Source organism: Variovorax sp. GW531-E2 (assembly GCF_059423125.1).
This window is the reverse complement of the sequence record NZ_JBWKXQ010000003.1, coordinates 175,385-188,180: the sequence shown is the minus strand read 5'-3', so window position 1 is coordinate 188,180 and position 12,796 is coordinate 175,385. Positions and strand designations below refer to the sequence as shown.

The window sequence follows — 12,796 nt, the reverse complement described above, 5'->3', positions numbered from 1 at the left end:
TTCTCGGTGGGCTGCGCGACATGCTTTCTCACGCCTTGGCGAGGCTGGCCGAGACCACCTTGCCCGGCACGCACAGGGTCTGGCGGCTGCCGTCTTCCGAGGGCGGCGGTTCGGGCGCCTCGATGCGTGCCACCGCATAGATCGAGCCCTGCTCGGCAAAGGGGAAGGGCACGCTGTACGTGCTCTGCAGCGCGTCGGAGGCCACGGGCAGCAGTTGCTCGACGCGCGCCTGCACGTCGACGTTCTGCGCCACCTTCACGTCGAGCTTGGAGCCGACGCTCAGCCGCTTGGCCAACCGCGCGGGAAACACGGCGACGACGCCGATCCGGCTGCAGTCGGTCACGCGCACCAGCGAGGAGCCCGCCGTGACATACGCGCCCTCGGGCGCCAGCACCGTGTGCACCATGCCGGGCTGGCTCGCCTTGACCTCGTAGGCGGCGAGCTTGTCGACGCGGCGGCGCTCTTCGTCCTCGAGCTGCGTGATCTGCGCGAGCTGCTTGACGATCGCGGTGCCGTCCTGGCGCGCGCGGTCGCTGCTGTTGCGCAGCGCTTCACGCCGGCTCGCGAGCGTCTGGAACAGGCTGTTGCCGCTGGTGCCCACGAAGGCGCCCTGCCCCGCGCTCGCCACCGTCTGCGCCTGTCCCGCGAAGGCCTGCTCGGCCACCGCTGCATTGGCACGCGCGGTGCTCAGCTGGGCCTCGGACGCGTTCATCACCTGTTCGCTGATGGCGCCTTCTTTCAGCAGCGCCTCGTTGGTGCGCACCTTGTTTTCCTGTTCGGCCACCACGCTGTGCGCCACGTCGCGCTGGCGCTGCGCGATCTCCCAGGCGTCCCAGGTCTGCGCCAGCGAGGCCTGGCGGGTCACCTGCGCCTGCTGGCCGATGGAGCGCATCTCCTGGCTGTCGGACTTGTACTGGTTGCCCAGCTGCGACAGCTGGCTCTGCAGGGCCAGGCGCTGCGTGGTCAGCGTGGTGAGGATCTCCTGGCTGACGGTCGGGTTGCGCACCGTGGCCACCAGCGTGCCGGGCGCCACCGCATCGCGCGTGCGCACCGCCATCTGCGTCACCACGCCATTGATCGGCGAGGTGACGATGCCGACCGGCGCCTGCAGCACGGCCCGCGTGGCCTGCGAGGACAGCAGCGGCTCGACCAGCGTGGCGACCATCAACCACAGCACGAAGGCCAGCAGCGCATAGGCCGCCAGCTTCGGAACGAAGGCGCCCCGCTGGCGCCGGGCAATTCCGGCACCCGGGGCGCGCGGTCGGCCCGGTTCCGACGGAAAAGGAATGGGTCTGGACACTCGCATAACCACCTCTTGGAAACATCGACGGCATGCCGGCGAACGGCATGCCGTCTGGTGAAGAAAGAGACTCGAATCAACCTCCCGACCCCTCGGTCCGCGCCTCGATTTTTCGTGCTGCGGTGCAATAAAGGTACGCCCAAAGCGCGGCCGACCCTGCTTCCGGGAGAAACAAGATGTGCGAACTTCACATCTACTTTTCGGCCGCGGACCGGGCGAAGTCCTACATAGGTGTTGCGGCGGTGGGGGTTGACACGGGCCGGGCGTGTGGGCACGCGCGGAACAGCGCGTGATCGCGTTTGTCTCGAAGGCCTACGGGCATCGCACGGGGCAAGGTCCGATGAAGCGGCCCCCTGCGCGCGCGGCGTCGACAACGCGGCTTCGGCGTCGGGTTCAACAGGCCGTAACGATATTGCCGCGATTGGTCACAGCCGCCGCGGGGGCGCTGTGGCGGGTACGCATCAGCGACGGTCATCAACCCCGGCGAGCCCTATGCCCTTCGCGACATGGGGACACGCCCAAGCTGCGGCATGCGCGCGTTCTTCCTTTGCACCACCGGCTTTTCGGCGGTTGTCCTACACCTTGGGCCGCGCAGAAGACTAGACCTGTACCTGCGCCGGTTCAGCGCCGTGCGCACCCCTTTTCCTGCCATGAACCAGGCCGCCCAACTTACTTTTTCTTCAAAGGATTCCAGATGCGAAAAGTCAACGCTGTGATGACCCGCGATGTCGAGGTCATCAGTCCCGACGCCACCCTCGCGGAGGCCGCCAGGCGCATGCGCGACGGCGACTTCGGGATGATGCCGGTGGGCGAGAACGACCGCATGATCGGCGCGATCTCGGACCGCGACATTGCCGTGCGCGGCATCGCCGAGGGACACGACGGCAACGCCAAGGTGCGCGACGTCATGTCGGACGGCATCCGCTGGGCCTACGAGGACGACGCCGTCGATCATGCGGCGCAGCTCATGGCCGAGCACCAGATCCGGCGCCTGCCCATCGTCAACCGCGACAAGCGGCTGGTGGGCATCCTGGCGCTGGCCGATGTCGCGGTGAAGGAGCCCAAGGTCAAGCCGGCCGCCGAGGCGCTGTGCGGCATCTCGCAACCCGTCGAGGCCTGAGAAGGTCTGACCAGGCGAGGTCCTTCACCCCGATTCACTGTCCCTTCCCTTTCTTCCTGGAGGACTTGCCATGCACGTCGCACCTTTCCACCTGCTCGCAGCCGCCGCCATCGCGGCGAGCCTCGCCGTGACCGGCTGCACGGTCACCCGCCCCTCCGGCGCGGCGAACGACATCCCGGCGTCGTCGGCATCGGCCATCGACGCCCAGGTCGACGCATCGCTGGCCCGGCTCTATGACACCGTCGCCGGTTCGCGCGCGCTCGTCGCCGGCGCCCAGGGCGTGCTGGTCTTCCCGTCCGTGGTGGGCGGAAGCTTCGGCATCGGCGCCGACTATGGCCGCGGTGCCCTGCGCAGCGGCGGCCGCACGCAGAGCTACTACAGCACGACTGCCGGCTCCATCGGCTTCCAGGCCGGTGCGCAGTCGAAGGCCGTGTTCTACGTGTTCACCTCCAGGGAGGCGCTGGACAAATTCCGCCAGAGCCGGGGCTGGACGGTGGGCGTCGACGCGACGGTGGCGCTGGCACGCTACGGTGCCAACGGCGTCGTCGACAGCAGCACCTTCCGGCAACCCGTGGTCGCCTTCGTGATGACCAATGTGGGCCTGGAGGCGGGTGCGTCGGTGCAGGGTGCGAAGATCACCGAAATTCGACCTTGATACGGGCATGGCATGACGGGCATCCGGTCGGAAACGCCATCGACAAGGAGTGCCCGCCATCATGCTCAACGGAGCCGAAGCCCACCCGATCCAATCCGCGACGCGCGCGTTGTTCGACCGCTATGAGCGGGAATTCAATGCGGGGCTGACCGGTGAAGTCGACCTGGAGGCCGTGGCGGCGCTGTACGCCGCGTGCTTCATTGCCGCTTCGCCCGCCGGCGTCTTCACGGGCAAGAACGATGAAGAACTCAGGAGCGTGTCCGCGAAGGGGTTCAAGCATTACCGCGACACCGGCGTGCAACGGATGACCGTGCGCAACCTGCACATCTCGGCCATCGACGATTTGCACGGGCTCGCCTGCGTGGCGTGGAGAGCGATCTACAAGGTCGACGGCGCGCAGAAGGTGATCGACTTCACCAACGTCTATCTGGTGCGGCTCGAGGGGGACAGCGCGAAGGTGTTCGGCTGGATCACCGGCGATGAGGCCGAGGTGCTGCGGCAGCACGGCATCGGTTGAGAGGCTGCCGGGCGCCGAGGAATGGGGGCTGGAGCGGGTGAAGGGAATCGAACCCTCGTATGAAGCTTGGGAAGCTGCCGTTCTACCATTGAACTACACCCGCAGCAGGCGCGGATTCTAACGTCAGTTCACTCGCACACGGCGCACGCTCAGGTCTGCAGCGCATCCCTTCGCAGCCGCAGCGCCGCGCGCCCTTGCGGCGTGATGAGCAGGACGACGGCAACGCGCGGGCCCGTGCCGCTCGCGGCCGGTGGCAGCACGGCTTCGATGAGGTGCGCGGCGACCAGCATGGTCGCGCAGTGGATGTCGGCTTCGTCGCGGACCGCCATCGGGAACGACGCGTCTTCGATGCGCTCCAGAAAGTCCATAGGCATGGGAAGGCTCCTGAGGAAACGAGGCGCAGTCTAGGTCGTTGCGCCCCCGAAATGCGGGTCCAGATAGGTCGCTTTTGTAACCAAATCGACAGGTCGCACGGTGCGAGCACCGTGCGAGAACTTTCGCCCGACAGCGCCTCGCCACCCGCGTCTCAGCGCGGTGCATGCATCCGTGCGAAATCGCCGCAGGCCAGCACGATGGGCCCGCGCGGATCGGCCCGGAAGCGCGCCACGGCCGCCGCCGAAACCACGTCGAAATGCCGCTTGCAGGCATGCAGCGTGTGCTCGCCGATTTCCTGCGCGCCGAGCGCATCGTGCAGCACGTCTTGCGAAATCTGCGCCAGCACGCGCGCGCCGTCGGGACCGTCGGGGTACACGGCGAAACGCACCGTGGCCGTATCGAAGCAGTAGATGCCTTCGAAGTCCATCTCTTTGTCTCCGTCACCATGGGGTCAGGATTCGGCGCGCGCGACGCGACGCGTGGTGATGGACTGGCGCGCATGTTCGGGAAGGAAGCGGCCTACAGCCTCGGCGCGTGCCTCAGGCCGAGCCGCTAGACACCGGCCTGGTGAGCGTGGACGTCGCCTTGGCGCCCAGCGTCATCTCGGTGATCCACGACACGAGCAGCGCGCCATAGGCCTGGCGCGATTCCAGGCGCGACAGCGCGTGGTCCGCGCCGGACAAGGTGCGGTAGGTCGCCGAGCGCACGCGCTTGAAGGCGGCGAGGTAGTTCTCGATGACGGGGTGCGGCACGGTCTGGTCGTCTTCCGATTCGACGATGAGCACGTCGCCGGTGAAGGCCGCGCAGGCCGCGAGCGCGCGGTTGTCGTCGGGCCCGACGAGCGTGCGGCGGTAGGCCACGAGGTCGGAGCGGCTCAGCAGGCCCTTGGGCGTGTCCCACTCGCCGTCGCGGTACAGCGCGGGCGCGCGCAGCGCGAGCCAGCGCACGGGCCGCATCGCGCTGACGAGCGCGGCCAGGTAGCCGCCGTAGCTGCTGCCGACGATGGCGACGGCCGCGGGGTCGACGGTCGGGTGGCCCACCAGCGCGTCGTAGGCGGCGAGCACGTCGCGCAGGTTGTCCTCGCGCGTCACCTGCTGGCGCAGCCCTTCATGGCGCGCATGGCCGCGCAGGTCGAAGGTCAGGCAAACGCAGCCGAGCGCGGCGATCTCCTGCGCGCGCTTGAGGTACTGCTCCTGGCTGCCGTCCCAGCCGTGCACCAGCAGCACGCCCGGCACCATGCTGGACGCAGCGAACAGCGTGCCCTCGATGTGATGGCCGTCCACGGGAATGTCGATAGAACTATGGCGTGTCGGCATGCGGGGTGGCGGTGGTCTCGATCACCGTGTATTTGCACAGCGGCCCGGTCTCGGGGTCGTTGCCCTGGTAGGCCACGATGGCGCCGGCGGGCACGCGGGCGGCCTCGCCGTACACCTCGAAGCAGGACGCGTGCACGCGCTGGCACGCCGGGTCCTGGTGGAAGGCTTCGAGCGCCGCGATCTCCGCGCCCGTGGCGCCACCGACGCGCCACGACTGCTCCAGCACGCCCGAGCGCCAGTCGCCCCGGCCGTCGAGCCCTTGCGCCACGTCGTAGTTCACGCGCGAGGCGAAGAAGTCGGGGTAGCAGTCGATCACCGCGCGGTGGTAGCGCCGCGCCTGCTCGATCGCGCGGCGCAGCGGCGGCGGCGGATCGACGCGGGCCAGCAGCGCGTCGAAGTCGCCGCGCACCAGCAGCAGGTCGGAGCCGCCGTAGACCTCCTGCCCGGCGTTGTCGCGCGTGAGGCGCTGCTCGCCGCAGTAGCTGACGATGCGCTGCGCCACGATCAGCTGCCCGACGCTGTAGGTCTGGGGTTGTTCCAGGTTGGTTTCGAGCACGAGGCCTTCGGTGGCGATCGCGCGGTCGTCCATCGCATCGAGACCGCGCTCGAGCGCATCGATGCCGTCGACCACCTGCTGCCCGCGCCCACCGGTGGCCGTCACGGGCTTCAGGCGCACGCGGCCGATGTCGAGCAGCGCCCTCCCCGCAACGCGCGCCTCGTCCAGGCTGAAGCAGGTGAAGCCGGGCAAGGCGGCATCGCCGATCTCCCCCGCGATGCGCGCCGACCAGCCCAAGGGCCGCACGGCGTCGGGGCCGACGAGCGGATGGCTGATCGCCTTGGTGGCGACGAAGGCATGGGGTACCACGCCACCGAAGAGGTCGTCCACGCCGGCGATGCCCATGGCGCGCGCCTGGTGCGGGTCGGTGAGCGTGTCGCTCGGCACGAAGTAGAGCGGGTCCGGCCCCGGTTGGCTGGCGTCGTAGGCGCCCGCGAACGCCCAGCCCTGGAGCGCCGCCAGGCGCTGCGCAACGTTGGCGCGCGTGGCGTGCTCGTGTTCGCTGCAGTAGCCCTGCGGACGCACGTCCCAGGTGACGACGCGGCGCGTGGCCGGGCCGGTGGCGGGTTCCGCGGCCATGACGGTGTTCAGGCGCAGGTCCATCGGGGCCTCAGGCGTCGGCCTTCCTGTCCTCGGGCTTCCTGTCCTTGTCCGCATCGCCCGATGGCAGCTTGACCTTCGTGACGGTGACCGACACCGGGTCGCTCGCCGGAAAGGACTCTTCCACGCCGCTGTCGAGCGCTTCTTCGCTGGACGGCTGCTCGGTCGGCTTGGCGGCCTCGGCCGGTGGCTTGCCGTGGTTCTCGGACGTGGGAAACGGAAACTTCTCCGGCGGGTTCTGGTCCGGGCTCGCCGGCTTCGGGTCGGGGGTCTGCTTCGAAGTCATGGGGTCTCCTTGGTGCGATGCACACGGGCTCACATGGCTGCCTCCTCCGGGTTGGCGGCTGCAGTGCCTCCATGTTCTGCGGATCGCGCGGCGCGCCGGTCGGAGGGCACAGCGCCTGCGCGTGGGACCCGTCTGGCACCCGCCTGACCGTTGCCCCGTCCTCGCGCGCGCGTGCGGCCTTGGCCCACACGAAGACCGGACACCTGGCCGATGCGGCGCGGCCCGAATGCGGGCACACAGAGGGCATGGCCCGTTCCGACACGCCCCTCGCAACCTACCAGGCGAAGCGCGACTTCGCCGTCACCGACGAACCCGCCGAAGGCGGCAAGGCCCGGCCGCACGCGCCCGCGTTCGTGATCCAGAAGCACGCGGCGCGGCGGCTGCACTACGACTTCCGGCTCGAACTCGACGGCGTGCTGGTGTCATGGGCCGTGCCCAAGGGGCCGAGCCTCGACCCCGCGCACAAGCGCATGGCCGTGCATGTGGAAGACCACCCGCTGTCGTACGCCGGCTTCGAGGGCACGATTCCCGAAGGCCACTACGGCGCGGGCGACGTCATCGTGTGGGACCACGGCACCTGGGAGCCCGTGGGCGATCCGCGCAAGGGCCTGGCCGCGGGCAAGCTCGCGTTCCGGCTGCACGGCCAGAAGCTCGAAGGGCTGTGGGAGCTCGTCAGGATCGCCAAGGGCGGCGAGCGGCAGGAGCCCTGGCTGCTGTTCAAGAAGCGCGATGCCTTCGCGCGCTCGCATGCCGAGTACGACGTGGTGTCCGCGCTGCCCGACAGCGTGGCCGGCGCGCGCAAGAGCGCCAAGGCCAAGGCCCAAGCCTTGCCTGCCTTGCCCGCAACGGGCGCGGTGAAGGCTCGCCTGCCCGCCAAACTTTCACCGCAGCTCGCGACACTCGCCACCGGTGTGCCCGAAGGCGCTCCCGGCGACTGGATCTTCGAGATCAAGTTCGACGGCTACCGCCTCATGGCGCGCATCGGCAACGGCAAGGCACGCCTGCTCACGCGCGGCGGCCACGACTGGAGTGCGAAGCTGCCGAAGCTGGTGGCCGAGCTGGAGCGACTGGGCCTCGGCAACGCCTGGCTCGACGGCGAGATCGTCGTGCCCGACAAGAACGGTACGCCCGACTTCAACGCGCTGCAGAACGCGCTCGACCGCGAACGCGCCGATCCCATCGTGATGTTCCTGTTCGACGTGCCCTTCTTCGAGGGCTTCGACCTGCGCCACACGCCGCTCGCCGAGCGCCGTCGCCTGCTCAGGCAGCTGATGGACGCGCGCGCCACGCGCCGCCTGCGCTTCAGCAGCGACTTCGAGGCCGACGTCGACTCGATCCTGCAATCGGCCTGCCGCATGAACCTCGAGGGCGTGATCGCCAAGCGCGCCGACGCGCCGTATGTCTCGCGCCGCAGCGACACCTGGCTCAAGCTCAAGTGCATCCGGCGCCAGGAGTTCGTGGTGTGCGGCTACACGCTGCGCACCGACAGCCCGACGCGCATCGGCAGCCTGATGCTGGGCGTGCACGCGAAGAACGGCGAGCTCGTGTCGGTCGGCGGCGTCGGCACCGGCTGGAACGACCGCGAGGCGCGCGACATCCGCCGCCAGCTCGCCGCGCTCGACACCGACCACGCGCCGTTCACCGGCGGCGAGGCCAAGCCCGGCCGCCGCCGGCCGGGCGGCACGCGGCACTGGGTGAAGCCCAGGCTCGTGGCCGAGGTGCGCTTCGCCGCATGGACGCCGGACGGGCAGATCCGCCACGCGTCCTTCGTGGCGATGCGCAACGACAAGCCGGCGTCGGAGATCGTGCATGAAGAGCCCCGCGACATCGCACTTGTCCCTCGCGAAAAAGGCACGAAGGCCATGAAGACCTCATCGAAGAAATCCGCCTCCACCGTCGGCGGCGTCGCCGTGAGCCACGGCGAGCGCGTGATCGATGCCGCCTCGGGCCGCACCAAGCTCGACCTCGTGCGCTACTACGAATCGGTGGCCGACGACATGCTGCCGCACCTGAAGGGCCGCCCCTGCGCGCTGGTGCGCGGGCCGCAGGGCGTGGGCGGCGAGATCTTCTTCCAGAAGCATGCCGAGAAGGTCCACATCGCCGGTGTGAAGCAACTCGACCCGGCCCTGTGGCCCGGCTACCCGTCGATGCTCGAGGTCGGCACGCGCGAGGCCTTGCTGAACGCGGCGCAGTTCAACGTGATCGAGTTCCACACCTCGAACGCGACCTCGACGCACTTCGACCGGCCCAACCGCATGATCTTCGACCTCGACCCGGGCGAAGGCACGCCGTGGGCGCATGTGCAGGAAGGCGCGCTGCTGATGCGCACGCTGCTCACCGAGCTGGGCCTGGTGTCATGGCTCAAGACCAGCGGCGGCAAGGGCCTGCACGTGGTCGTGCCGCTGCGCATGCACTACGACAACGACACGGTGAAGGCCTTCTCGCGCGCCATCGTGCAGCACATGGCGCACGTGATCCCGTCGAAGTTCGTGGCCAAGAGCGGGCCCTCGAACCGCGTGGGCAAGCTCTTTGCCGACTACCTGCGCAACGGCGTGGGCGCGACCACCGTGGCGGCCTACTCGGCGCGCGCGCGGCCCGGCATGGGCGTGTCGATGCCCGTGAGCTGGGACGACCTCGGCAGCCTGAAAAGTGGCGCGCACTGGACCATCGCCACCGCGCGCGAACACCTGTCGTTCCAGTCCGAAGACCCCTGGGCCGACTACTGGACCACGCGCCAGCCGCTGGGCGAGGCGATGAAGCGGCTCGGCTTCAAGCGATAGCCACGAACCCACGCACAAGGAAGGAAGCACACCATGGCCACGAGAACCCTCTGGAAAGGCGCCATCACCTTCGGGCTGGTCCACATCCCCGTGGGGCTGCACACCGCCAGCACCGAACAGGGCATCGACTTCGACTGGCTCGACAAGCGCAGCATGGACCCGGTGGGCTACAAGCGCATCAACAAGCGCACGGGCAAGGAGATCGCGCGCGAGCAGATCGTGAAGGGCTTCGAGTACGAAGACGGCAAGTACGTCGTGATCTCGCCCAAGGAGATCGAGGCCATTTACCCGCGCACCACGCAGACCATCGAGATCCAGCGCTTTCTCGACGTCGGCGAGATTCCCTTCGTGTACCTGGAGCGCCCTTACTACCTCGCGCCGATCAACAAGGGCCAGAAGGTCTACGCGCTGCTGCGCGAGGTGCTGGTGAAAACCGGCAAGGTCGGCCTGGCCAAGGTGGTGATCGCGACCAAACAGCACCTGGCACTGCTGATTCCCTTCGGCAAGGTGCTGGTGCTCAACCTGCTGCGCTGGGGCGACGAGATCAAGGACGCCGACGGGCTCGACCTGCCGGCCGCCGGCATCAAGGGCGCGAAGCTGTCGGCCGCCGAGATGAAGATGGCCGAGCAGCTGGTCGGCGACATGTCGGGCCCGTGGAACCCCGACGAGTTCAAGGACGAGTTCAAGCACGCCGTGATGAAGATCGTCGAGAAGAAGGTCAAGGCAGGCGACACGGAGACGGTCGTGCAGCCGGAAGAAGAAGCACCTGAGGGCGGCGCCGAGGTGATCGACCTGACCGAGCTGCTCGCGCGCAGCCTGCGCAGCGGCAAGCGCACGCCGCCTGCGGCGAAGAAACGTGCGGCGAAGTCGACGGCTTCTGCACGCAAGACCGCGCACAAGCCTGCGGCGGCCAAACGCGCGAAGAGCGTGGCCCGCAAGGCGGCTTAGGCTTAACGCCGCGGCGCTTTCGACGGGCCCGGCAGCGCCGCCACGCGCTGCGCCAGGAAGTCGACCAGCACCTGCACGCGCAGTGGCAGCTGCCGGCGCGGCGCATAGAGCAGGTGCAGCTCCTGCGCCGGCCCCGTGTGCCGCGCGAGCACGCGCACCAACCGCCCCTGGGCGAGCAGGTCCGCCACCATCCACGTGGGTTGCAACGACACGCCCGCGCCCGCGAGCACGCTGTCGAGCAGCGCCACGGCGTTGTTGACGCGGTAGCGGCTGCGCACCGGCACGGCCACCGCGCCGTCGGGGCCCGTGAGCAGCACGCCGTCGTCGCCCGCCGCGTAGCGCAGGTAGTCGTGCACCAGCAGGTCCTGCGGCGTGCGCGGCTTGCCGCGTGCGGCCACGTAGTCCGGCGAGGCGACGAGCACGCGCGGCCAGCTGCCAAGGTGGCGCGCGACGAGGTCGGGCGGCAGCGCGCCGCCGACGCGCAGCGAGACGTCGATGCGCTCTTCGCGCGGATCGACGAAGCGGTCGTCGAGCACCAGCTCCAGTTCGATGTCGGGGTACAGCCGCAGGAATTCGACCGCCATCGCGTTGAGGTGCCGCTGCCCCAGCGTGACCGGCGCACTCAGGCGCAGCAGGCCGCGCGGCTGCTGCACCTGCGCACGCGCATCGGCCACGGCGTCGCCGTAGTCCTCGAGCATGCGGCGCGCGCGTTCATGAAAGCGCTGGCCCTCCTCCGTGAGGCTCAGGCCCGTGGCCGCGCGCCGCAGCAGCCGCACGCCCAGCGACCGCTCCAGCCCGGCGACCAGCTTGCTCACGGTGGGCTGCGTGGTGTCGAGCGCGCGGGCCGCGCCCGAGAGGCTGCCGAGCTCGACGCTGTGCACGAAGGCGGAGAGTGCGCGAAGGGTGTCCATGAGGTCATTCGAATCGGGAATGCGATGCATGCCATTCTGCCTTCTACCCCTCGCGATTCGAATGGAAGAAAGTTCGCCCATCGACACTTCTTTCACCTGAGGACATTCACATGACCGCTTCGCGACTCACTTCCCTCCTGCGCCAGGGCGCGCTCGCCCTTTCCCTCGCGGGCGCCGCCACCGCCTCCGTTGCAGCGCCCACGCACTGGAGCCCCAGCTGGATGGCCGCCACCCAGCCGCTGTGGGACGAAAGCTTCGTGCTGCCCCTGGGCATTCCCGCCCGCTTCGAGCGGCAGACGCTGCGCCAGGTGGCGCGCCTGAGCATCGGCGGCACGCGGCTGCGCGTGGTGATCAGCAACGAAGGCGGCGCCGCGCCGCTGCACATCGGCGCGGCGCGCGTGGCCCGCCATGCGGGCGGCTCGGCGGTCGTCGAAGGCACCGACCGCGTGCTGCGCTTCGGTGGCCGCAGCGACGTGACGCTGCCGCCCGGCGCGCGCCTCGTGAGCGACCCGGTCGACCTGCCACTGCCCGCGCTGAGCGAAGTGGCCGTGTCGCTGTACCTGCCGGAACCCAGCCAGCCCGCGGGCTTTCACTTCGATGCGCGGCAAACGCTGTACATCGCCGACGGCGACCTGAGCGCCGCGGCGCGGTTGCCGGCCGCCGCCACCTCGTGGAGCACACGCGTCTACGTGAGCGGCCTGATCGTCGAGACGCCCCAGGCACCCGTCACCGTCGTCGCGCTGGGCGACTCGATCACGGACGGCAACGGCTCGACGCCCGGCGCCCACACGCGCTGGCCCGACGCGCTGGCCGAACGGCTCGCGCCGCGCGGCGTGGGTGTGCTCAACGCAGGCATCTCGGGCGGCCGGCTGCTGAAGGACGGCATGGGCCGCGCGGCACTCGAACGCGCGGGCCGCGACGTGTTCGCGCAGCCCGGCGTGCGCGCGATGGTCGTGCTGCTGGGCACCAACGACATCGGCTGGCCCGGCGGTCCCTTTGCGCCGCAGGACCCCGCGGTGCGCGCCGAGGCCGTGATCCAGGGCTTTCGCCAGCTGATCGAGATGGCCCACGCCCACAACGTGCGCATCGTGGGCGCCACCATTCCGCCGAATGAACGTGCGCTCGAAGGCACACCGCTGGCCGGCCACCACTCGCCCGAGAAAGACACCGTGCGCCAGGCCATCAACCGCTGGATCCGCGAAGGCGGCGCCTTCGATGCGGTGATCGATGTCGACGCCCTGCTGCGCGACCCTGCCCGGCCGACCCGACTGAAAGCCGCCATGGATTCGGGCGACCACCTGCATCCCGGCGACGCCGGCTACCGGGCGATGGCGGCGGCCATCGACCTCGACGCCCTGCTCGGCAACGATCTTCGATAGACTGCAAATATACTGTACATAAATACAGTCTTTTCTCTAGAATGGCTCGTCTC

The 12,796-nt window shown here is 69.4% G+C and carries 13 protein-coding genes and 1 tRNA gene; 6 read left to right on the top strand and 8 right to left on the bottom strand.

The features are described 5' to 3' along the window. Positions 1–28: 28 nt before the first annotated feature. The gene (locus AC07XP_RS03720; protein WP_495263840.1) at positions 29–1,306 is read right to left on the bottom strand and encodes an HlyD family secretion protein; all 1,278 of its coding nucleotides are present in this window, start codon (positions 1,304–1,306) and stop codon (positions 29–31) included. Between the two features lie 688 nt (positions 1,307–1,994). On the opposite strand from AC07XP_RS03720, the gene AC07XP_RS03715 reads away from it, so the two are divergent. From AC07XP_RS03715 to AC07XP_RS03705, 3 genes are all read left to right on the top strand, one after another. Continuing rightward, the gene (locus AC07XP_RS03715) at positions 1,995–2,420 is read left to right on the top strand and encodes a CBS domain-containing protein (protein WP_062480639.1); all 426 of its coding nucleotides are present in this window, start codon (positions 1,995–1,997) and stop codon (positions 2,418–2,420) included. A gap of 70 nt (positions 2,421–2,490) precedes the next feature. Next, a complete protein-coding gene (locus tag AC07XP_RS03710; protein ID WP_062480641.1) occupies positions 2,491–3,075 on the top strand; it encodes a BPSL1445 family SYLF domain-containing lipoprotein in 585 nt (194 codons plus the stop codon). Between the two features lie 61 nt (positions 3,076–3,136). Further along, positions 3,137–3,592, top strand: a complete 456-nt coding sequence (locus AC07XP_RS03705) for a nuclear transport factor 2 family protein (RefSeq protein WP_495263839.1) — start codon at positions 3,137–3,139, stop codon at positions 3,590–3,592. Between the two features lie 29 nt (positions 3,593–3,621). Here AC07XP_RS03705 and AC07XP_RS03700 read toward each other — a convergent pair. The 6 genes from AC07XP_RS03700 to AC07XP_RS03675 form a co-directional block, all read right to left on the bottom strand. Then, a tRNA-Gly gene (locus tag AC07XP_RS03700) sits at positions 3,622–3,695 on the bottom strand. Between the two features lie 46 nt (positions 3,696–3,741). Beyond that, entirely contained in the window at positions 3,742–3,966 is a 225-nt protein-coding gene (locus AC07XP_RS03695) for a hypothetical protein (protein ID WP_062472399.1), read from the bottom strand. A gap of 152 nt (positions 3,967–4,118) precedes the next feature. Continuing rightward, a complete protein-coding gene (locus AC07XP_RS03690) occupies positions 4,119–4,394 on the bottom strand; it encodes a hypothetical protein (RefSeq protein ID WP_495263838.1) in 276 nt (91 codons plus the stop codon). Positions 4,395–4,506: 112 nt separating this feature from the next. Then, positions 4,507–5,283 carry an alpha/beta hydrolase family protein gene (locus AC07XP_RS03685; protein WP_354347656.1) on the bottom strand — a complete coding sequence of 259 codons (777 nt, stop codon included), beginning with the start codon at positions 5,281–5,283 and terminating at the stop codon, positions 4,507–4,509. Beyond that, complete coding sequence (locus AC07XP_RS03680; RefSeq protein ID WP_495263837.1) at positions 5,267–6,442, bottom strand: DUF3182 family protein; 1,176 nt, start codon at positions 6,440–6,442, stop codon at positions 5,267–5,269. Before AC07XP_RS03680 ends, AC07XP_RS03685 begins: the two co-directional genes overlap by 17 nt. A 7-nt stretch (positions 6,443–6,449) precedes the next feature. After that, complete coding sequence (locus AC07XP_RS03675; RefSeq protein WP_495263836.1) at positions 6,450–6,725, bottom strand: hypothetical protein; 276 nt, start codon at positions 6,723–6,725, stop codon at positions 6,450–6,452. A gap of 245 nt (positions 6,726–6,970) precedes the next feature. Here AC07XP_RS03675 and ligD point away from each other — a divergent pair, with 245 nt between their 5' ends. Together ligD and ku are read left to right on the top strand one after the other, a co-directional pair. Beyond that, on the top strand, positions 6,971–9,505 hold the full coding sequence (gene ligD, locus AC07XP_RS03670) for a DNA ligase D (RefSeq protein ID WP_495263835.1): 2,535 nt from the start codon (positions 6,971–6,973) through the stop codon (positions 9,503–9,505). A gap of 33 nt (positions 9,506–9,538) precedes the next feature. Next, complete coding sequence (ku, locus tag AC07XP_RS03665) at positions 9,539–10,453, top strand: non-homologous end joining protein Ku (protein WP_062472415.1); 915 nt, start codon at positions 9,539–9,541, stop codon at positions 10,451–10,453. A gap of 2 nt (positions 10,454–10,455) precedes the next feature. Here the strand turns inward: ku and AC07XP_RS03660 are convergent, their stop codons facing one another. Further along, positions 10,456–11,364, bottom strand: a complete 909-nt coding sequence (locus tag AC07XP_RS03660; RefSeq protein ID WP_495263834.1) for a LysR family transcriptional regulator — start codon at positions 11,362–11,364, stop codon at positions 10,456–10,458. Positions 11,365–11,474: 110 nt separating this feature from the next. Here AC07XP_RS03660 and AC07XP_RS03655 point away from each other — a divergent pair, with 110 nt between their 5' ends. Then, the gene (locus AC07XP_RS03655; RefSeq protein WP_495263833.1) at positions 11,475–12,743 is read left to right on the top strand and encodes an SGNH/GDSL hydrolase family protein; all 1,269 of its coding nucleotides are present in this window, start codon (positions 11,475–11,477) and stop codon (positions 12,741–12,743) included. Positions 12,744–12,796: the final 53 nt, after the last annotated feature.

Coding starts and splice junctions, on each gene's coding strand:
- AC07XP_RS03720 (WP_495263840.1), bottom strand. CDS start 1,306: ATGCGAGTGTCCAGACCCATTCCTTTTCCGTCGGAACCGGGCCGACCG.
- AC07XP_RS03715 (WP_062480639.1), top strand. CDS start 1,995: ATGCGAAAAGTCAACGCTGTGATGACCCGCGATGTCGAGGTCATCAGT.
- AC07XP_RS03710 (WP_062480641.1), top strand. CDS start 2,491: ATGCACGTCGCACCTTTCCACCTGCTCGCAGCCGCCGCCATCGCGGCG.
- AC07XP_RS03705 (WP_495263839.1), top strand. CDS start 3,137: ATGCTCAACGGAGCCGAAGCCCACCCGATCCAATCCGCGACGCGCGCG.
- AC07XP_RS03695 (WP_062472399.1), bottom strand. CDS start 3,966: ATGCCTATGGACTTTCTGGAGCGCATCGAAGACGCGTCGTTCCCGATG.
- AC07XP_RS03690 (WP_495263838.1), bottom strand. CDS start 4,394: ATGGACTTCGAAGGCATCTACTGCTTCGATACGGCCACGGTGCGTTTC.
- AC07XP_RS03685 (WP_354347656.1), bottom strand. CDS start 5,283: ATGCCGACACGCCATAGTTCTATCGACATTCCCGTGGACGGCCATCAC.
- AC07XP_RS03680 (WP_495263837.1), bottom strand. CDS start 6,442: ATGGACCTGCGCCTGAACACCGTCATGGCCGCGGAACCCGCCACCGGC.
- AC07XP_RS03675 (WP_495263836.1), bottom strand. CDS start 6,725: ATGACTTCGAAGCAGACCCCCGACCCGAAGCCGGCGAGCCCGGACCAG.
- ligD (WP_495263835.1), top strand. CDS start 6,971: ATGGCCCGTTCCGACACGCCCCTCGCAACCTACCAGGCGAAGCGCGAC.
- ku (WP_062472415.1), top strand. CDS start 9,539: ATGGCCACGAGAACCCTCTGGAAAGGCGCCATCACCTTCGGGCTGGTC.
- AC07XP_RS03660 (WP_495263834.1), bottom strand. CDS start 11,364: ATGGACACCCTTCGCGCACTCTCCGCCTTCGTGCACAGCGTCGAGCTC.
- AC07XP_RS03655 (WP_495263833.1), top strand. CDS start 11,475: ATGACCGCTTCGCGACTCACTTCCCTCCTGCGCCAGGGCGCGCTCGCC.